Source organism: Dyadobacter psychrotolerans, assembly GCF_004349265.1.
GTDB lineage: Bacteria > Bacteroidota > Bacteroidia > Cytophagales > Spirosomataceae > Dyadobacter > Dyadobacter psychrotolerans.
Genome location: NZ_SMFL01000025.1, coordinates 1 through 18967, shown reverse-complemented (window position 1 = coordinate 18967; position 18967 = coordinate 1). Strand labels below are relative to the sequence as shown.

Here is an 18967-nt window from a genome sequence, read left to right as displayed (position 1 = left end):
AGGAGCCTGCTTTTCATTTAACCCGACTTTGCCAAAGTAGGTTGAGAATTTCGGAAGGTTTCTTCGAGATCTTCCATAACTTAGACCTGATCCTGTGACATGGATATTTTTATGGTAACCGCTTCCATGCAATTTATCTAGCTAAACAATTCCAAAATATCCTCGGCACTCAGTGATTTAAGTACCCCATCTATTGATGACACAAGCTCATCAGCCAGTTGACGCTTCTGCACCTGCATGTTCAGGATTTTTTCTTCCAGGGTATCCTTGCAAATCATCCTGTAAGCCATCACGTTGTTTTTTTGCCCGATGCGGTAGCAGCGGTCAATGGCTTGTGATTCAGCGGCTGGATTCCACCACGGGTCTACTAGAAAAACATACTCGGCAGCTGTGAGATTAAGCCCGGTGCCACCTGCTTTCAGACTAATCAGAAATACTCGTGTGTGATCATCGTTTTGAAAGAGATCCACCATTTTGCTTCTTTGATCTTCCTTCGTTTTACCATCCAGATAGGCATATCCAAGCTGGGATTTTTCGAGCTGCTGTCTGATCAACCCGAGAAATCCGGTAAAGCTTGAAAATACCAATACCTTATGGTGAGGAGTGACTTCTTTCAGTCGGCGCATGAGTTCTTTGATTTTGGCCGGCACGGCTGCCGGATCAGTCTGATGATTCACCAATGCAGGCGCGTTGCAGATTTGTCTCAGTTTCATCAGCCCTTCCAGAGCATAAAGTTTTGAGTTGCCTGAGCCGGTTTCATTGATTTTTTCTTTAAGCGCATCCTGGTAACGGACTCTGTATGCTTCATAAACTTCGCGCTGATCTTTTTCCATTTCACAGTAAATGACCATTTCGGTTTTTTCTGGCAGGTCTTTGGCTACCTGTTGTTTGGTACGTCGCAGAATAAACGTATTGATCACTTTTTGCAAATGAGTTTTGTCTTCTGTTTGTGCCTTAGGGGATAGCAGCCTGTTAAAACTGCGCAAGTTTCCCAGTATGCCCGGATTGACGAAGTTCATCAGGGCGTAAAGGTCACTTCCGCTGTTTTCGACGGGAGTGCCCGTCAAAGCCAGTTTGCTGCGCGCATCCAGGATACTGACAGCTTTGTAGCGTTGAGAGGAAGGGTTTTTGATTGCCTGCGCTTCATCAAGGATCACATATTCAAACTCGACAGATTTTAGTATGTCGATATCATTCAATACCGTTTTGTAAGTAGTTAAAATAACGTCGCCGGAATCAAGCTGTGAAGCGTGCTGTTGTCTGAATGCACCGTGATAGCGGATCACACGAAGATCTGGTGTGAACTTTTCAGCTTCCTGCTGCCAGTTAAATAGAAGCGAGGTCGGTACGATTAGGAGGCTCGGCCTTGTATGTACTCCGTTATGATACACTTTTTGTAAAAGCGTTAAGACCTGCAAAGTCTTCCCCAGTCCCATATCATCAGCCAGAATACCTCCCCAGCCGTTATTTCTCAAAAACATCAGCCAGTTATAGCCTTCTTTCTGGTACGGGCGCAGTGTCGCCTGGACCGAGTCAGGAACAGCACAATCTTCCAACCCTTTGCTATAAGCTGCCTTTTTCTTGCAGTTCTCGACAAACTGGTGCAGTTCCTGCTGGCTTTGCTGATCATATAGCTGATCTACAAGCGTGTAGTGAAAGCCAGACAGGCGAAGACCTGACTTGGCAGTTTGTCCGAAAGAAAGAACTTGCCTCAACTTTTTTTGCAAGGTCGGTGAGATAGCTGCACGGGTGCCATTTTTGAAGTTCAGCTGACAGTTGTTTTCCAAAACCGCTTCTCTGAGCGCTTCGATGCTTACCACAGCGGCTCCGCAGGCTGCTTTCAATGTAATCTCAAACCAGTCTTTGTCAGCCTGGATGTTCAAACGGATATCAACTGTATTAAGATAATCCGACAGCTCAGCAATATCTTCAAGCCCTAGAACTGTGATCCCGTTTTCCGTTAGTAATGAAAGGATATCGGAAAGGCAACCGGTTTGAAGAACCATGTTCTTCGGCAGTGAGAAGTAGCTCCAAATTTTGCAAGATTGACTTGCAAAATTTGGGTGCAGTGTTTTAATAAAATCGACAAGTTCTGTTTCGCTTGTCTTATCGCGCACAAAAACAACCGGACGATCCTTATTGAATTCAAACCAGCCAGTCCCACCAGTCAGCACCGGTAGCACAATGCCATCTTTATACAAGACTTGCGGCTCAAAGCAAATCATATCTCCTTTTTGAAAAATGAATACCTGTCTTTGCTCAATAACCAAGTCTCTTTGATCCAGACCGATGGCAAAGTCAAAATGTACCGGGTAATGTAAGCAGACCCACCGTAGTACTTGCGCGTTGAACTGCTGTAAATGTATGTCCATGACCGTGAGCTTAAAACCGGTTTCTCTCAGCGCGGTGATCAGATCGAGATCTCTCAAATTGGAAGGTAATACATGCATCTTGCTGCTATTATCCAAAACAAAAAGAGGATCTTTGGCAGGGAACAGCTCGTAAGAGTCCAGAATTTGCCCATCAACGATCAAATTGAGATGAAGCAGAAAATAGCCTTGGTGCTGGGTCAGGGTATATGTTATGGACAATCCAGAATCAGCCGCCCTGAATGGACGGGTGTACCCTTTTTTAGGTTTGTGATCATAGGTGATCTTGCGGCCATCGCTGTAACGGATTACAAAACGCTCATCACTAAGCAGCTTATGAGCACGTGACCACAGGTCAAGCAGACGCTGGCGCAAAAGATCCCTTTTTGAAACCACGGGACTATTGTATTTTATAGCAAGTGCAGTCAGGTTTGATGTACTGTTTTCAACTTCTGTCTGGCTCAACTGTTCATTTACTGATTGGATCTGTGATCCTATTGCGTTTAACATCAGTTGTTGATCTGTAAATTCGATGGGATCTGGTGCAGCACTGGTTTGAAAGAGTGTGCTAAAAGATTTGATGTCAGATCCGTCGTTTAGCAGTTGTCCCAGAAAACCAGCAAGAAAGGGCAGGTGATCCTGCCGGTAAATGGTGTAGATACAGTAACCGAGCTGATCATGGGTCACAGGCTCCGGAAGATATTTATCGCAACCCTGAATCTTCGGATCGGAGCTTATTTCATCAGGTATGTAAACAGCTCCAAGCTGTTCACATACCTGGATGCTGACACCATCAATGGTCGTTTTTACCTGAAAAAACTCGGGATAATATTCTGCCAAACCAAGCTGTTCAGGTTTGTAGAATTTTGAAAAGTACTTCTGCCCTCTTCGGTCAAGCAGCGTCACAAGTGTTTTATAAGCATGGATACACAGCTTTTCTGATTGGCCGCCACAGTCGCAGCTAACGGAAAGATGTGACGGATAGACTGTCAGATGTAGACGTCTGACTGATTTTCCGAAAGCGACATCAAGATCAATCGCTGGATGACAGAATTTAACAAAAGTAATGTCAAAGAAACCCAACTTGTTGTTTCGTATGGCATTGACAGGTATGTAATGATTTTCGATTGTTTCTTCACTGAGAGTAAAGGCGTCATCACCGAATGGGATAATGTAATCCATATCGGCGGTACGCTCCACAAGGGCAAGATCTGGACGAGCAGCTTTATTCATAGCGTTAGGAGTTTAAAATGTGATACGTAAGTTGGCCATCTCGGCTTGATCTCGCAGTAGTGCCAGCTTAGCTAGACACAGCGAATCACTCAGGCCAGCGAAGGTTTCTGTTTTCGAAAGGAGAAATTGTGCCTGCTGGGCGGTCACTGTAAAATCGTTTCGGTAGCGGACACCGATGTAAGCGCGGTTTAGTTTTCGCAGCAGCATCTGATCCTGCTCAGTGGTGGCAAAGATCTCGGAGATCTTTGGTGAGAAATAGTAGCAGAGCTCAAGTAATCTTCCAAGATGATGGATATTAAACCGGTATCCCATCCAGACCCTGATCAATCCAATGGCTGTCTGTTCGGTTGCCTGATGTAGAAAAAATAGTGTCAGTTTGTAATCCTGGCCTGAAAACCGTTCACGTGCCGAGCTTAGAAACCCCTCGGCCAGCGAGCTGTGATGGGCAAAGTATTTCTGCGCCTCATCAAAGTCGGCGGCCGGGGTGCTATCGGGTTGAAATGACAGGGAATTGTAACCACCGGTGGTGTACAGCAGTAGCCCACTTTTAAATATGCGTGTAAAAAAACGATTTGATTCGGCGAGCAGCTGACACACTTTCTTGCTGGAATGGCATAAAACCGTTACCTGCATTTCAGGGAGATGATTATTCAGAAAATCTTGCATTGAATGTTGTTGGCATTGCATAAAAAGCGTAGTCACCATCAGGCAATAGGATTTTTTATCCGAAGAATGGTCGGCAGTAAAACAACCGCAAGCCGCAGATACTGTTTGACCGAAAGCAAACAGGAAGATGTGTTCGACCGCAAACTTCTGGTTGATTAGCTCAACAATGCGGGAAAGATCCTGTTTCTGAACTTCATTTAATAGTTTACCGTCTAGCTCCATAACACGCCTTACTTTACCATCCACAATAAAAGACGCAGTGAAATAAACAAGCGGCCGGTGTATAAACCATTCCTGAATTTTCTATTTTAGAAGCTGACGAGGATAAAATATGCCAAACAGGGTATCAGGAGGAATATTTTGCAGATTTGCTCAAAAGCACTTATCTTGCTATTATGAATATGACAGGTGACAAATCCGGCAAAATACATCATGGCAGAAATATCAAACGTTTCCGCGAAATGCTTGGTATCAAACAGGAAGGCCTTGCCTTTGAGATGGGTGAGGAATGGAGTCAGAAAAGGATTTCACTTTTGGAGCAAAAGGAGGAGATCGAGCAAGATATTCTTGAACAGGTAGCCGAGATTTTGAAGGTTCCTTCTGATGCAATCAAAAACTTCAGTGAAGAAGTCGCGATCAACATTATTGCCAGTACTTTACACGATAATGCTGGTTCGATCAACAACAATTGTACGCTCAACTTTAATCCTGTTGACAAATGGGTAGAAGCGCTTGAAGAAAACAAGAAGTTGTATGAACGTCTGCTTCAATCAGAAAAGGAAAAAGTCGAATTGCTTCAAACGCTTCTCAACAATGGTAAAGACAGAGCGTAACTATTAAATCCTGGTTACATTGATCCCTTTAAGGCACATCAATAGATTCATTTACGCATTTTCATTGCTGATATGCCCATTACTGTCCACGGCCCAGACAGCGGAGCTCGATTCTGTACTAAGCATTATCAAGTATAAATCAAACACAATAAGGTCGATCTTTGACTATGTGGCAGATGAGATACAGTACGATACGGAAAAGCTCAGATGCTTCAACCCAGTTATCAACTTCACTGGTCATCAAAGTCAGTTGTATTGGAGACAATTAGAAGGCGTAAGGGTGTTTGTGAGCACTATGCTGAGCTTTTTAATGCGCTTCTCAGGCGTGCTGGCTATGAATCTTACACCGTTTCCGGCTATGTAAAAGGCCCAACGAAAATAAATGATAAGGTGGCTCATGCATGGAATGCTGTGAGAACTTCGAAGGGCTGGTATCTGTATGATCCGACATGGTCTTCTGGCACCGTTGATGGTAATTTCCAGTTTGTCAAGGACCTCAACGACACTTGGTATAAGGTTCTACCGCGGGAGTTTATTCTTACCCATATTCCTTTTGATCCTATCTGGCAGTTGTTAAACCCACCGCTTTCCAACCACCAGATCAAAGCCAACGACTTTACCTCTGTAAAGTCCAATAATTATAATTTTCAGGATTCAATTACAGCCGATATATCAAAACCTGAAAACCTGGCTCTTATATCAAGACTTGCACGCATACAGAGTGCGGGGATTACAAACAAGCTGATTGAGCAGTATACCAAAAACCTAGAGCGAAATATATCTTATAATACCCTCTCTGAGAATCTGAAATTAGTTAACAATTCCCTCAGCTCGGTGATCATTCAGTACAACATGTATATCACCGCTAAAAACAAACAGTTCAGAAGGCCACAGTGGTCTGATCCGCAGCTAAGCAGCACTATGGATATATTAAAGTCCGATGTTCGGTCTTGTGCAGCGTTACTGGAAACTATCAAGTCACAGGAGCCGGATGCCATACGATACATCGCTGAGCTAAAAACCAAAATTTCTGAAACAGAAAAATCTATTAGTGAGGAGGATGAGTTTGTGAGGAAGTACCTTTCTACGAAAAAGCCGTTCAGGCTATCCCATTTTTATAAAAGATAATCCAAGGATTGATTGCTGGTGCATATTCCAGATATGCATCGGGCGGAGCCAGCAAGCATGCCCGGGAGCGCTGAATTATAGACACTCCTAGGCAAAAGTTACTTACTCTGAGATTTCTTTTCTGCGTTTGCAACCGCTAGGCTTGCCAGTGTGGGGCGGCTTCCGCTCTGAACTGATAAGCTGCAATTCAAAACCGGAAATAACCTCCCGATAATTAAAAAGACTAACTACGAAGTATGCTTGGCGCTTTCAAAATCAATACCGCCTTTTTTCAAGATACCACCTAACGGAATCACGCTACCTCTTCCACTTTTTTCCAGTGATAAAACTGTCTTGCTGATCATCACATGGAACTAAATATAGAGACTTAATCTTTCTCTTTCCTTCCTGTGTTCCGATTTTAAATTGCGCTGATTCCGCTTCGATTCCCGGTTCTTCAAGTGTGGCTCAGGGAAACACAACGTTACCGCTAGCATAGATGTATCCCGTTGGTGCTGTCTTCGATTTAACAGTTTTTTTTCTCCGGTGAGTTATACTTTGGTAAGAATAAATTATCGGTTTAACTTTCATTTTATTTGGCTTGAAGCTATTTACAATTCATGTAAAATTACCTGAATGTGAATGTTCTATAAAATCTATCAACACTCTCTTCATTCGTAGCTCGCAAGGCAATCTGATTCCCGGTTGGTCATCCAACACTGAGACCTTTTCTTCTCCGTAAATTCTTTTCCTGTTTCTGATTTAAATCTGGTTGCACCGCTACACCCAATCGTTTTTCCAGACCGCTCAACGAATAATCTCTTCCGATCTCGGAACCCTTAATCTTCGTTCCGTTCTTAGTATTGACAAAGGCAATACCACGACCCAGATAGGTTTGGTAATTCTGCTGTCGAAGTTTTTCTTTCAACTCCTGCAATGAGCGGACTTCCCTCAAATTATGATCGATGAGCTCCTTCAGTTTCAAGATCGCTTTGTTAGCATGGTGTTGCTTTTGCCTTTCAGGATCGGTCAGATACATTTCAGGGGTGATTTGAAGCCCAAGTTTCATCTCCATCCTCCGGCAAAATTTGCCCGTCCTGGCATAATTGTTAAAATGGTCTGCCGTGTTTTTACCGTTGTAATTGATCCTGTTTGCAGCGACATGGATGTGCTCATGCGCCTTATCCAGATGCCTGAAAACAATCAGCTGATTGTTTTCAAAACCGAAATCTTTGGCAAATGCGACGGAGATTTCCCTGATCTGATCAACCGTCGGTTTTTCGCCAGGCGGAAAACTGAATGACTGGTGCCATACGAACTTGTTGAGCTTTTTATTTTTATCCCGGTTACCCAGAAACTGCCTTGTCAGACTATCCATATTGTAACGACCGTCCGGCAGCTTTTCAAGTGATAGATTCTGAATATAAAGGATTTCGCCCCGAACATCATCCGGACCTAGTTGCTTGCGCTGCTCCGGTGTCAGAAGTTTGTCATAGTAGCAGTAATAAAGCAGCTCTTTGGGGTAATTGCCCAGGTTTACGTTTCCGATCATGACTGTCTGTTTTTTAATAGTTCCTGCATCGACTGATTAACCGCTTCATGCACCAACTGAGGATTTTCCAGACTAGTATGTTTCCAAGCGTTCACTGCATGGACAGCTTCTTCCGTCAGATAATAGCCTTCGTATTTTTCCAGAAGCTCTTTGCTTATTTTTAAAATATCGGCTGTCTTTTCCAGTACACTGGCTTTGTTTTCACTTTCCGGTAGCACCTTTCCAAGATACATTTCAAGCTGCTGCATCCACTGCTCGATATCTGACAGGCTCTTTCTGATCGTCCAGATCTCAAAATCTTCAAACACCCATTTGGTAATCAGCTCGGATAGCATCCGTACATTTTTACTGCTGTCCTGCCAGCGCTGCGAGAGCATATCCACATCTCTTGTTTTAAGCACGGCCAGCGAAAGAATTCCGCTAAGCTTTTCAAGGATCAGGATCGTTTCGGCAGTCCTTGCCGGAAGTGATTTTTTCTGTGGTCTTTTGATCGGGCTGTTCAGTGCGAGCGTTAAAAAATACTGGCTGGCTGAAAGCCCGCTTCTTTCAATGTGCTGGTTCAACAGCTCCTTTTCTTCTTTGGTCGCCCATATAGAAAAATGGGATCTTCTGACAATCTTTTCATTTTTGGCTGGTCTGCCTTTTGGTTTCTTTTCCATAATCTTGAAAATTTTTAAGTGGTCTAAAACAATGAGCTATGAGCCCAAAGGCGAATAGCTGGGGGTCAAGGGGGCTCTGCCCCTTGCAAGCTTCCGCCGGTCGCCGTTTTTACGGCGTACCGGCGATAGCTTGATTTGGGGAAGCCAACGCCTATGATCTATTGAAGCTGAAATGTTTCTAAAATGGCTCTTATGATTGCCCTTTCGGGCTGACTTTTGCTTATTGTTGCCTGCCTTGACGTGCTTGTGCTTAATTTTTGGACTATTTGAGATCAACAGGAAAGGTTTTGGATCATTGTAGCCGTTTGAGGGGCACTTTGACCACTTTTTGCCTTTCGTCAAACTCGTAGGTCTGCCCGAAGATGTGCTTGCCCTTTTTGACCGGCTTTAAGATTAGGTAAACAACCCCGTCATCCTTTGTCAATTCCCCCTGACTGATCAGGTATTCATAGCTGGTGACATTACGGTAGCTGCGGACAGTGTCTTTCAGATTTTCATAATCTTTGTACGTACTCATGTAAACGTAAAAGAAAATACCCAGGATCAACGCGCAGACAGCGTACGGAAGACTCCGCCCAAAAGCGTAGCGAAAAGCTTCCGGTTTTGAGCTGAAGTGAATCTGTTTGATCGAACCTTTGAAAGTTTCACTGAGCCGTTTGTTCTCTCTCAGGTTTGCCAGCAGCTGCATATTCATTTTATCAAACTGCACCTGGTTGTCCAGCATCGTGATCGCCGTCCAGTCATCCATCTCCATGCCGTAGCGGGCCAGGTAATCTGCCTTGATAAGCAGCAACTCTTTCTGCTGCAGTGGAGTCTGATCAATCATATTGAAAGTTGATATTAAGTTCTCTTATCAGTCTTTTTCTTGGACCTCGGTCATAATCTTCCAGGGCTAGTCCTTTGCTTACTCCCGAGAGTATCTCAGTACCAACGTATGTCTCCGGTTCAAAGTCACCAAATCTCCGAAAAGTGAGGCCCATGTTCTCGCAGTTCTCTGCGAGTTCCTTCGCCAGCTCAGGGAACTTACGAAATCCGGTAACACTTTCCCATACCGTAATCTTAAAGTCATCTTTGACAACTTTTACCATTTTAAGCAGATATTCAACCGAGGCGTTATAGGCACCTGCGCCGCCGATGACAATGTGAAATTCGATGTCCATGTCGTCGGCAAATTCCCGTAGCGGCAATTGCACCTCATCAAATTCAATCAATGCAGGAAGCTGCTCACTTTCCGGTGCACCCAGATCAATGTATATTTCTTGATAACGGCTCCGGGATAGCTTATCCAAATAAACAAAAAGATTGTCGCGCTGAATGGCTGCTCTTTCGTTCAAAAGACTTACTGTATCAAGCTTGTCTTCATCTACAAAACTCAGCTGACGCCTACTGGTAAACGTCGAGGCATCCATGTCTACAAATAAACAATTTTCTTTGTGATGGTTTTTTAGGGCCATCAGATACATCAGAAGTGATTTACCAACGCCACCTTTTGACTGGGCAATAAAATGTAGCTTTTTCATAATGAGTCAAGTTTAGATCCTGTAAAAATTGGATTTTTTAATTCTTCCTGGTTTGTCCAGATTTCTTTCTTTAAGCTTTTCTTTTCTACCGTGTGCTGCTTTGTTTCAGCAGTTTCTGGCGGAGCCGTTTTCCACAAATGACAATGGGCCCGGATGTATTTGACATCCTGACGGTTTACCAATGCAAAGCCAAGATCTGCATTGATCAGCTCGATGGTAAACCGGGCGGAGTGCTGCTGCTGAAAATAGTGTTCGTAATACTCGTATAGCTTCCTTCGTCTTCTGACATCCCTGCTTTCTAAAAGCCGGACGAGCTGCTCTTTGCTTGCTTTCATACCGGCTGATTTTGCGATGAGAATAACACATCCTGCCAGCCATTCTGTATTTTCCACTGCAGCAGGTCGTCTTTAAAAAAATACAGCCGTCCACCCTGACGGATGTGCGGGATTCTGTTGTGGGCGCATTGGTAGTAAAGCGCATGCTTTGAAATCCCGCTCAGGAAGACGCGCGCCTGGCGGGTGTCCAGAAGCGTGGCGGTGTGTTGTCCGGTGTCCGGCGAGGTGCCCCTGGTTAAAATTGTTTCCAAATCAGCGACTGTCAGATCAGAAACTTTGGTTTGTCCGTTTATCATATTGCAGCTCGTTTAAGTAGAACATGCTGCAAAGTTGATCCGGGCAAATGGCAAAAACATTCCCGCGATTCCGGCGGGAATGAAAAGAACATAAAAGTGAAATTTCAGGCCCGGATCGGCACTATAAATCCCGAATCAGCAACTTACAATCCTGGACATATTTGTATCGCGGCTGGCGGACACTGCAATTAAAAGCGTCCTGCTGCTCGGGTTGGAACGCCTTGACAAATGAGTCTTTTGAAATATGATGGGAAAGCCAGCTGCCAAAGAGCGCTGCAATTTGTGTAGCCATGAGCTCCTGGGCAATATGCCCTTGTTTGTTGAGCACATAATACAAAGCTGCTAGTTGAAGCCTTGCGCCTCTGCCGGTATTTCGGAATCTGTAAATGCCATCGTTATCTGTTGGAGCGATCCACTGTTCCCGCGTTAGAACTGAAATCAACCGCTCGAATTTTTGCCGCTTCTCTCTCTGGTCTGCACCGGAAAGTACCTGACAGAAATGTTCATACGCAGACTTTTTCGAAGATTTTACAGGCATTGGCTGAGTTGATGCTGATAGAAAAGGGGCCATTGCCGTTTCTAACTCCAACTTCCATTGGTTGAAATCGATATCTGAGGGCGGCTGGATTCCGGATGGTAATGCTTCAAGCCATCTGTAAATTTCAAGAATTGTCTGCTTTTTGGCTTCCCAGGAGCTGTAATCCTTTCGGGCCAGAAGCTGATCAAAGATCTGGCGGTTATTTTTAAGAAGAAAATACATTCTTTTCCTCACCATCTCGATCCGCTCTCTTTTGAAAGCTGTTAGATACCAGAGGTTCAGGGGTTTTCCCAGATACCTTTCATAATCATCCAGGTAATTTTCGGTATCATCATAAATCGAGAATACATACCGATTATGGTAAAGAATCAGCATCCTGTTCAGACAGGTGAGCTCATTCTGGTAAAAGCTACCTGCGAATTCCTCTGACAGGTATTTGAATAAGGGGTACTGTAAATTTGAATGTAGGTTCATCTCTCTCTCCGTTTTCGTTCTACACAATTAAACCAATGCAAAGTCCATGAAATAGACTTTGTAATACGAATTTAAAAAAGCATTCAGAGATTTTTTCAACCTATTCAAAATTTAAATAGGTTGAAACTCCATTTTTTTGACGATAAATTTTGCGGGAAAGAGCTCTCGGTGCAAATGGGCACAACACTCAGTATATCTCAACAGTCTGTTACTACGCATTTATAAATCCGTAGTATTGTATACGGATTCTACTACAGCAAATGCCGCCAGCGAGGTGATGGCGAGCGGAGTAGTCTGAAATGTTCTGCGTTTCATGTTATCAGATGATTTTTCGTCTATCTATGAAGTTCTGTCTTTCTCAATAACCTTTAGCTATCCCATTCTGATTTTTCCGGTGAGAGGAACTTTCACCCGACAAAATATGAACTTCTGATCTATTTACTCTCTGCATTTCCATTGCTGCTCTATGTTTAATTCACTTTGGCAATTTCAGCACATTTCCAAATTCACCTTTTCCCTACTTTTGAATAAAATATTAACTCATTCAATTTATGAAATCCATCTCGCCAAACATCTTTGTCAATGACTTACAAGCAACCATCACCTTTTACGCCAAACTCGGCTTTACAGTAACCGATGAAGTGACTGCTCCCGAAGGCGAAAAAGTATTTGCCCTGATGACGAACGGAAGTGTCACCTTCATGTTTCAGATCTTTGCCAGCATTGAAGGCAAGCACCCGATGGTTAGTCGTGCCGATGGAGGATCGCTTTTGTTGTACATCACTGTGGATAACATCCGTCAGTATTATGATTATATCAAAGAACACGTAACCGTGCTCACCGACCTGGAGAAAACTTTTTATGGTGCTATTGAATTTTCGCTCTGTGACAATAATAATTACATGCTAACTTTCGCAGAACATGACTAAAGAGGAACTCAATCCACTGGATGTAACAGCTGCAGAAGTGAAAAAGCTGCGCGCACTGAAAATCAAAAAGAGTGAAATGCACCTGCACAAAATAGAGGTATTGCAAAAATTGCTTGATACTTCAAAGATCAGGGCGATGGAGCTGTTTGCGCTATCCGAGTTTCAAAGTCTTCCCTCAATCGGGATACGCTTTGCGCATGACCTGATCTGGATGGGATATTATTCCCTCCAGGACCTGAAAAGCGAGGACGGAGCAAAGCTCACCGATCAATACGAATTAGAAAAAGGGGTATGGACAGATCCATGTGTTGAAGATCAGTTTCGGCTTGTGGTACATTTTGCCAACCACCCAAATAGTAAACTCAACTGGTGGAACTTTACTCCCGAGCGCAAAGCCTTCCGCGAAAAGAATGGCTATCCTTCCACGCGGCCAAAGAAGCCTTGGTTTGAGTCTCCTCAATACCAAACAGGCAAACAAATACCGCCCGCACATGAGGCCACCCAAAAAGACCTGCATAAAAAACTGAAACTCGCATTGGCGTACATGACCAAACATCCCGAAGAAAAAATCACCATCGCTCAACTGGCTGATTTGGCACACCTCTCCCAATATCATTTCATCCGCTGCTTCCGCAGTGCCTATGAACTGACACCACTGCAATACCTCACGCGGCTACGATTAAAGCAAGCATCTTTACTATTAAAGAAATCAGATACCACCATAGGCAATATCGTTCCCCAATGTGGCTTTGAGAACGAGAGCGCTTTTATACGCTTGTTCAAAAAAGAATTCAGAATGACACCAATAGCTTACCGGAAGGAGTTTGGGAAGAAGAAGTAATCTTGCATTCAATTCGGCACACCTCTGCTCCCCTGCTGTTTATATGCGAAGGTGTGGCAAATGCCTGATCAAGATGGCGCTGAGATTTGAATGTACCGTACTTGATCCCAGAAAAATTATTCTATCAAACCCGCAGTACTTTTAGTTCTAACTTTTAATTTAACCCGAAAAATGTAAATGCGGATCAAAACGGTGCATATGTTACCTGTGAGGGTATTTTAAAAGAGAATGGCGAAAAAGATAAATTTACTCATAAACATGTTTTAGAAAACGGCCAATGGAAAATTGCGCTGCTTTGAAAATTTAGTATCTTAGTCCAAAGATTACTTTGTTTGAGGTTATCTTGTACCCCGTTAGCCTATCCGCTACGGGGTTTTTAATTAGAAACAAACCCTATCTATCAATGCAACCAAATCAAAATCCAAGCAGCCATGATGATCGATATTGGCAAATTTTACAGTATAACATCGATTGGCTACGGTTTTCAGAAACAAAGGCAACAGTTATATTAACAGTTTATGGAATCCTATTAACAATAACTTACACCAATGCTGGGCCCGTTTTTGACGCTATTAAAGACTCAACCTTTTTATTTTGGGCTACTTTGTTATATGGAGCTCTAACGATATTATCAGTAATATGTGCATTTTTATGTATAAACCCATCATTAAAAAATATTAACCCCGATTCTATTTTGTATTTTGGCCATATATCTAAAAAGTTTCAAGATGCGTCCAGTTACAAAACTCATGCAAAATCAGTATTAGATAATGATAACACCTATACCGATCAGATAGCAGAACAGATTTACATAAATTCAACCATCGCTTGGAAAAAATATGAGTTGGTGACATGGTCTCTACGACTGTTTTTTGGCAGTTTGATAACGGTAATTATTTCGATGATAGTTTACCTCTTAAAAGAATTACCTTAACTACGATGCCGAACATTCAACAGATTCTAGGGTTACATGAAAAATATAAAATCGAGTCCAATAGACATCTTAATGAGGACATTTTAAAAATTCCATATTATTCAAAAAAGGCTATTAATGAGGCCATAACTTTAGATAATCCCGAGTATGCAAAGTATTTCCATAACGGATCTCCTGCGGACATAGCTCTATTATTTATTGATATTTGTAATTTTTCTACTCGATTTGAAAACCTATCTGGAAAACAAATCGAAGAATTTTTTGATGAATATTATGATATTGTCATTCCCAAAATTTATGAATACAATGGAGAAATTGATAAGGTAATTGGAGATGGTATCATTTGTATTTTTGGCCCACCCTTTTATAACAAAGGAATTGCACACTGCGTCTATCAAGCAATTCAATGTGCAAAATCAATAATAAAACAGACATATAAAACTAAGTTTAAATCAAAAATAGCGCTACATGCCGGAGAAGTAAATTACTTTGCTAACAAAACGGACTACTATAACGAGTATACAATAATTGGAAAACCACTAACGGAATTATTTCGACTAGAAAGTATAAGCGAAAATGAATGCATCAATTATTTTGATCAAACTATTGTCAGGCAAGTGTTGAAAAGAATACCTTCGAAATTTATACATTTTGAGAATGGGAAGCTTCAATGGCCTCATTATGGAAAAGAAATTAACCCTCCAAAAGGAACTAATTATGCTCAAATGTTTAGAATAAAATATAACGGATAGATCCCAAAATGGCTGTAAAATATATTCTTAAAGAAGTAGAAGAGGATATAGAAGATGTAATCAAAACCTCTTTTAAACATGCAATTACAAAGCAAGTACCTAATTCTAATGATTCATATTTAACTTTTGAACGAGACTCTGAAAAAAGAGGAAAAATAATAGAGACTTGTGTCCTATACGTTGACATCCGAAGTTCGGTGGCAATGACGGAAAAGGTAGGCCCAGATGTTATGTCAAAAATTTATACGGCTTTTATAAAATCCGTTATTAAAATTGGACGGCACCATAATGGCTCCACTAGAAACATAATTGGAGATAGAGTTATGCTTGTATTTCCATCGGAGGGTTGTTTTACAAATGCTATATCTTGTGCAATATCCATAAATCATATGGTTGAAAAGCTATTGGCTGAACGCATTGAACAGGTGAGTTTCAAATGCGGTATAGGAATCGACTATGGTGTCTTAAGGGTTATTAAGGTAGGCATTCAAAGAAATGGAAATGAGCGTTCGGAAAACAAAGGACTAGTTTGGACTGGAAAACCAGCCAATTTAGCTTCTAGATTGACAGATTTTGCGAACAAAACAATCAAATTACACTTCTATGAGGTTACTAGATTTGCATTAAGAAATCCTAATCCATTTAAGTTTTTCTTAAAAAGCAGTGCTCCAAGATCTCAATTTTCAACAGCTTCAAGCAAATATTTGACTACAACAGAAACAATTAAAATTAGTGTTGAAGATTTCGCAGGATCTTTTGGAATGTCCTCAGATGGAGAAATTATCAATAATCAGGGTAAATTAGTAAACTTTAAAAAAGTAGATCAAAGTATTGATTATCCGGCAATTTTAATCACCGAAAGGGTATACGATGGCCTTAAAAATTCTGATGAAAAATTAGTTCATAATTATTGGAAGGAGCAAAAAGAAAAAATTAAAAATATGGATTGTAAGGTATATGGGTGCAGTCTAACCTGGAAAATATAATTTTACCGGTTAGTAAATTAACAACAGTTATGCTTTAATTCTATACAATTCAAATATGCCAAACTTATCACAAATAAATTCATTAAGAGAAAAATATCAATCTAATAACCAAATTTCGAAGCAAGAAATAAGGCTTTTGAAAGAGAGCTTTAATAAATCTTCTATCGAGATTAAAAACCTTTTCGCAAGGGCAAGCAGGAATGATCATTTACTTAAATACTTTGAAAGCCAGCAATCTGCACACGTAATCTTGTTATTTATAGATATAACAGATTTCTCTTCAAAATGTAAATTATTAACTAATTCATTACTATCATCTTACTTAGATAAGTATTACGACAGAGTAATTCCTGCTATTTACCGACACGGAGGAGAGATTGAAAAAATTATTGGAGACGGTATTATCTGTCTATTTGGAGAACCATTTTTAAATGACACTAAATCAAAATTATTTGAAAAGGCAGATTCATGTGCCAAAGATATTGTAGTTGATCTTAAAGGAACAGAAATGGAGGTTAAAATTGCACTTCACGATGGAACTATCATGTATTACAAGAATAAGACAGATGATTATCCAGAGTATACCATGATAGGCAAGCCCCTTACTGAATTGTTCAGACTTGAAAGTGTATCAGAAAATAACTCTATAAATTACTACCATATTTCCGATTATGACAATATGCAATGCTCGAATGATGGAATTTATAAATACTCATTAAGCAGTACTCATTCTGTTTGGAAAAAGTCTACTCTTATAAAGACAGATCTAAAAGGTGTCGACTGGTCATTTAGGAAACATTTTTCCTGCACATTTAAGACTTAATTATTCTTTTAACAGCAAAAAATCTCTGTTTGACGTGACAAGAGGCGGTTTTGAATCCTTCGCTCTGGTCTATCTTTTGGCTGATCAATAAGCTTTTTAGTTAAGAGGCGAAACTATTACATAAAATATCAGTTATTCACAGCCTTAGCAGCTGTTATCCATATTCATGGCAGCGTTGTTGAACAGTATATTTTATCTTAAAATCATATGGATAGTAGTTCCTGCAATGATGAATAGAATTTAACAGTCTCATTTTTAACTATATATCTTTTAAAAAATGCAACAAAATCCAGTATTTGGTAGTTTGATTGAAAACTTGGAAAGTATTCAAATAATCTTCAATCCAACAACAGAAGTATTCAAAGTAGACAGAGACAGTACAGCAGACAAAAAAGAAGTAACTGTTCAAGAGTTTATAAGAGCCTATCTAACTAGCGATTTTCGTTTAACTAAGGGTCACATTTTTAGCCAGACAGACAGCTCTCAAAGCATTGATTGCGTAGTTCTTGCCCCAAATCATCCACGTCTAATAACTCCTAAAAGAGAAGTTATCTTGGCAGAAGGAGTTTTTGCTGCAGTGGAAATTAAGCCCGATATCTACGATAAAAGAGAGCTTTTAAGAGGGCTGCAACAAATTAGAAGTGTAAAAAAACTACATAGAGATGTTTCATCAACAGAGTTCCCGGGACTTGGAATTGAAGGATTACAAGAGTTTCAGAAAAAAATTCCAACAGCTATTTTTTCCGGAAAATCTCTTACCGAAGAAAATATGTACAAATTCTTAAAAGACCTGATTGATCAAGGAGAGTTTGAAATTACTGATTTGCCTGATCTTATCTTAACCCTGGATAATGGATTATTTGTTATTTCCCCTGATATGGAGTATATGCCGCTAGGCAATATACTGTTGGACCAGGATCCAAAAACTAAAAGTCATCATCTTTTTAATTTTAAAGGTGATTCTACGGCTACTACTTTGGCATTATTTCTTATTCACTTACTTTGCTTTCCAACTGCGTACCTCAAAGAAGATGAGCCCATTTTATTAAAATATCTTACAAATTTAACTTCATTCCAAACTAAGGCATGGGAATTAAAATAGATCTTGTAGGATGTCGTCATAAGACATGACGATATGTAGACTTGTTTATGTTATTGATTTGATTAAAATATATACCTAAGTCGACATTTCGTTTCTCAACGTGAAAGGTTATTATTCTTAACAAATAAAGTTTCCTGAATTACATGAACGATTTACAAGATAGGGTCCTGCGTGGCATGGGAGCCATTCTAATAAGCATACAAACCACTGAGAAAATGTTGCAGACCATTATCGATATTGTTTTGCCCAAAGGTGGTGTTGGTGATCCGGAGGAATTCCTAAAACGCTTGAATACAGTTGATAAACGAACAATTGGAGTGTTTATAAACTCTTTAAGGGATCGTGTTGAAATAGAACCCTGGTTTGATGCTATTTTGACCGAATTTTTGACGATGCGCAATAACCTTATTCATGATGTAGAGCGAATTCCTGGCTTTGGTCTTAATTCAGAAAAGGAATTGCTTGTTGCTTCATCATACCTTAAAAAGCTTTTGGATTACAGCAAGATTATCCAAAATACAATGTTCGGTTTGGGAAGGGCCTGGCAAAATCAAAATAACATTATCCTACCAAACTTTGATGCAACCCACGACTATGTGAAACACATCGACAAAACTATTGCTCCATTAGTAGATGAGATTTTCAGCCAAAAAAATTAAGAATAAAAACTATTGTAAAACGGAAAATCTATTTAACATAATCTTAGTTATACAACACTCCATATGCTACTATTTTAAGTGTACACTTAACTTGTAACATTATGAATGTTAATGACTTACAAAGAAATAAAAAAAGCAGACGATCTGTACTTTTTAAGAGAAAAGTTGTGGAAATTTACCGTGCAGAGTTATCCAGTCAATTTGAGATCCAACAGAGTCTCCACATCTCGCAGACAGAACTTCGCCAAATGAACCGGTGGTACTTTAAGCACCGGTTAAGACCTTATTTTTCCCTTTCATTTTATAACAGAACTACTATGAAAAAGAAAACCGATGCGTCTTATTTGAAGGCTTTGGAA

At 40.7% G+C, this 18967-nt stretch carries 19 protein-coding genes and 1 pseudogene; 11 read left to right on the top strand and 9 right to left on the bottom strand.

What is annotated here, in order from left to right:
* Positions 1-137 precede the first annotated feature (137 nt).
* Both E0F88_RS32410 and E0F88_RS32405 read right to left on the bottom strand, forming a co-directional pair.
* The gene (locus tag E0F88_RS32410; protein WP_131962776.1) at positions 138-3602 is read right to left on the bottom strand and encodes a DEAD/DEAH box helicase; all 3465 of its coding nucleotides are present in this window, start codon (positions 3600-3602) and stop codon (positions 138-140) included.
* A 12-nt stretch (positions 3603-3614) separates the two neighbouring features.
* Entirely contained in the window at positions 3615-4490 is an 876-nt protein-coding gene (locus tag E0F88_RS32405) for a HEPN domain-containing protein (protein WP_131962774.1), read from the bottom strand.
* Positions 4491-4663: 173 nt separating this feature from the next.
* On the opposite strand from E0F88_RS32405, the gene E0F88_RS32400 reads away from it, so the two are divergent.
* Positions 4664-5101 carry a helix-turn-helix domain-containing protein gene (locus E0F88_RS32400; RefSeq protein WP_090336594.1) on the top strand — a complete coding sequence of 146 codons (438 nt, stop codon included), beginning with the start codon at positions 4664-4666 and terminating at the stop codon, positions 5099-5101.
* 207 nt (positions 5102-5308) lie between these two features.
* Positions 5309-6229: a transglutaminase domain-containing protein gene (locus E0F88_RS32395; RefSeq protein WP_131962772.1), complete on the top strand. Its 921-nt coding sequence runs from the start codon at positions 5309-5311 to the stop codon at positions 6227-6229.
* A gap of 688 nt (positions 6230-6917) precedes the next feature.
* On the opposite strand, the gene E0F88_RS32390 is transcribed toward E0F88_RS32395, so the two are convergent.
* From E0F88_RS32390 to E0F88_RS32360, 7 genes are all read right to left on the bottom strand, one after another.
* Positions 6918-7760: a relaxase/mobilization nuclease domain-containing protein gene (locus E0F88_RS32390; RefSeq protein ID WP_131962770.1), complete on the bottom strand. Its 843-nt coding sequence runs from the start codon at positions 7758-7760 to the stop codon at positions 6918-6920.
* Entirely contained in the window at positions 7757-8419 is a 663-nt protein-coding gene (locus tag E0F88_RS32385; protein ID WP_131962768.1) for a plasmid mobilization protein, read from the bottom strand. The genes E0F88_RS32390 and E0F88_RS32385 overlap by 4 nt, the downstream gene beginning before the upstream one ends.
* Before the next feature lie 292 nt (positions 8420-8711).
* The gene (locus E0F88_RS32380) at positions 8712-9245 is read right to left on the bottom strand and encodes a hypothetical protein (RefSeq protein ID WP_131962766.1); all 534 of its coding nucleotides are present in this window, start codon (positions 9243-9245) and stop codon (positions 8712-8714) included.
* A complete protein-coding gene (locus E0F88_RS32375; protein WP_181956119.1) occupies positions 9238-9939 on the bottom strand; it encodes a P-loop NTPase family protein in 702 nt (233 codons plus the stop codon). Before E0F88_RS32375 ends, E0F88_RS32380 begins: the two co-directional genes overlap by 8 nt.
* A complete protein-coding gene (locus E0F88_RS32370; protein ID WP_131962762.1) occupies positions 9936-10274 on the bottom strand; it encodes a hypothetical protein in 339 nt (112 codons plus the stop codon). The genes E0F88_RS32375 and E0F88_RS32370 overlap by 4 nt, the downstream gene beginning before the upstream one ends.
* Positions 10271-10570, bottom strand: a complete 300-nt coding sequence (locus E0F88_RS32365; protein WP_131962760.1) for a helix-turn-helix domain-containing protein — start codon at positions 10568-10570, stop codon at positions 10271-10273. Before E0F88_RS32365 ends, E0F88_RS32370 begins: the two co-directional genes overlap by 4 nt.
* Before the next feature lie 121 nt (positions 10571-10691).
* Positions 10692-11582, bottom strand: a complete 891-nt coding sequence (locus E0F88_RS32360) for a hypothetical protein (protein ID WP_131962758.1) — start codon at positions 11580-11582, stop codon at positions 10692-10694.
* 551 nt (positions 11583-12133) lie between these two features.
* On the opposite strand from E0F88_RS32360, the gene E0F88_RS32355 reads away from it, so the two are divergent.
* From E0F88_RS32355 to E0F88_RS34145, 9 genes and pseudogenes are all read left to right on the top strand, one after another.
* Positions 12134-12511: a VOC family protein gene (locus E0F88_RS32355; RefSeq protein ID WP_131962756.1), complete on the top strand. Its 378-nt coding sequence runs from the start codon at positions 12134-12136 to the stop codon at positions 12509-12511.
* Positions 12504-13352 carry a helix-hairpin-helix domain-containing protein gene (locus E0F88_RS32350; protein ID WP_131962754.1) on the top strand — a complete coding sequence of 283 codons (849 nt, stop codon included), beginning with the start codon at positions 12504-12506 and terminating at the stop codon, positions 13350-13352. The genes E0F88_RS32355 and E0F88_RS32350 overlap by 8 nt, the downstream gene beginning before the upstream one ends.
* Positions 13353-13755: 403 nt before the next feature.
* Complete coding sequence (locus E0F88_RS33900; protein ID WP_165940224.1) at positions 13756-14286, top strand: Pycsar system effector family protein; 531 nt, start codon at positions 13756-13758, stop codon at positions 14284-14286.
* 5 nt (positions 14287-14291) lie between these two features.
* Positions 14292-15038, top strand: a complete 747-nt coding sequence (locus E0F88_RS32345; protein ID WP_165940223.1) for an adenylate/guanylate cyclase domain-containing protein — start codon at positions 14292-14294, stop codon at positions 15036-15038.
* Positions 15039-15046: 8 nt separating this feature from the next.
* Positions 15047-16024 carry an adenylate/guanylate cyclase domain-containing protein gene (locus E0F88_RS32340; protein ID WP_131962750.1) on the top strand — a complete coding sequence of 326 codons (978 nt, stop codon included), beginning with the start codon at positions 15047-15049 and terminating at the stop codon, positions 16022-16024.
* A 55-nt stretch (positions 16025-16079) separates the two neighbouring features.
* Positions 16080-16847: an adenylate/guanylate cyclase domain-containing protein gene (locus tag E0F88_RS32335; protein WP_131962748.1), complete on the top strand. Its 768-nt coding sequence runs from the start codon at positions 16080-16082 to the stop codon at positions 16845-16847.
* Positions 16848-17124: 277 nt separating this feature from the next.
* Positions 17125-17949, top strand: coding sequence for a DUF6602 domain-containing protein (locus tag E0F88_RS32330; protein WP_131962746.1), 825 nt, complete (start codon positions 17125-17127; stop codon positions 17947-17949).
* Positions 17950-18092: 143 nt separating this feature from the next.
* Positions 18093-18608 carry a hypothetical protein gene (locus E0F88_RS32325; protein ID WP_131962744.1) on the top strand — a complete coding sequence of 172 codons (516 nt, stop codon included), beginning with the start codon at positions 18093-18095 and terminating at the stop codon, positions 18606-18608.
* 101 nt (positions 18609-18709) lie between these two features.
* Positions 18710-18967, top strand: a pseudogene (locus E0F88_RS34145) (hypothetical protein); the annotation flags it as partial.

What these genes read in the sequence shown, in the direction of transcription:
- E0F88_RS32410 (WP_131962776.1), bottom strand. Translation starts at nt 3,602, where the DNA reads ATGAATAAAGCTGCTCGTCCAGATCTTGCCCTTGTGGAGCGTACCGCC.
- E0F88_RS32405 (WP_131962774.1), bottom strand. Translation starts at nt 4,490, where the DNA reads ATGGAGCTAGACGGTAAACTATTAAATGAAGTTCAGAAACAGGATCTT.
- E0F88_RS32400 (WP_090336594.1), top strand. Translation starts at nt 4,664, where the DNA reads ATGAATATGACAGGTGACAAATCCGGCAAAATACATCATGGCAGAAAT.
- E0F88_RS32395 (WP_131962772.1), top strand. Translation starts at nt 5,309, where the DNA reads ATGCTTCAACCCAGTTATCAACTTCACTGGTCATCAAAGTCAGTTGTA.
- E0F88_RS32390 (WP_131962770.1), bottom strand. Translation starts at nt 7,760, where the DNA reads ATGATCGGAAACGTAAACCTGGGCAATTACCCCAAAGAGCTGCTTTAT.
- E0F88_RS32385 (WP_131962768.1), bottom strand. Translation starts at nt 8,419, where the DNA reads ATGGAAAAGAAACCAAAAGGCAGACCAGCCAAAAATGAAAAGATTGTC.
- E0F88_RS32380 (WP_131962766.1), bottom strand. Translation starts at nt 9,245, where the DNA reads ATGATTGATCAGACTCCACTGCAGCAGAAAGAGTTGCTGCTTATCAAG.
- E0F88_RS32375 (WP_181956119.1), bottom strand. Translation starts at nt 9,939, where the DNA reads ATGAAAAAGCTACATTTTATTGCCCAGTCAAAAGGTGGCGTTGGTAAA.
- E0F88_RS32370 (WP_131962762.1), bottom strand. Translation starts at nt 10,274, where the DNA reads ATGAAAGCAAGCAAAGAGCAGCTCGTCCGGCTTTTAGAAAGCAGGGAT.
- E0F88_RS32365 (WP_131962760.1), bottom strand. Translation starts at nt 10,570, where the DNA reads ATGATAAACGGACAAACCAAAGTTTCTGATCTGACAGTCGCTGATTTG.
- E0F88_RS32360 (WP_131962758.1), bottom strand. Translation starts at nt 11,582, where the DNA reads ATGAACCTACATTCAAATTTACAGTACCCCTTATTCAAATACCTGTCA.
- E0F88_RS32355 (WP_131962756.1), top strand. Translation starts at nt 12,134, where the DNA reads ATGAAATCCATCTCGCCAAACATCTTTGTCAATGACTTACAAGCAACC.
- E0F88_RS32350 (WP_131962754.1), top strand. Translation starts at nt 12,504, where the DNA reads ATGACTAAAGAGGAACTCAATCCACTGGATGTAACAGCTGCAGAAGTG.
- E0F88_RS33900 (WP_165940224.1), top strand. Translation starts at nt 13,756, where the DNA reads ATGCAACCAAATCAAAATCCAAGCAGCCATGATGATCGATATTGGCAA.
- E0F88_RS32345 (WP_165940223.1), top strand. Translation starts at nt 14,292, where the DNA reads ATGCCGAACATTCAACAGATTCTAGGGTTACATGAAAAATATAAAATC.
- E0F88_RS32340 (WP_131962750.1), top strand. Translation starts at nt 15,047, where the DNA reads ATGGCTGTAAAATATATTCTTAAAGAAGTAGAAGAGGATATAGAAGAT.
- E0F88_RS32335 (WP_131962748.1), top strand. Translation starts at nt 16,080, where the DNA reads ATGCCAAACTTATCACAAATAAATTCATTAAGAGAAAAATATCAATCT.
- E0F88_RS32330 (WP_131962746.1), top strand. Translation starts at nt 17,125, where the DNA reads ATGCAACAAAATCCAGTATTTGGTAGTTTGATTGAAAACTTGGAAAGT.
- E0F88_RS32325 (WP_131962744.1), top strand. Translation starts at nt 18,093, where the DNA reads ATGAACGATTTACAAGATAGGGTCCTGCGTGGCATGGGAGCCATTCTA.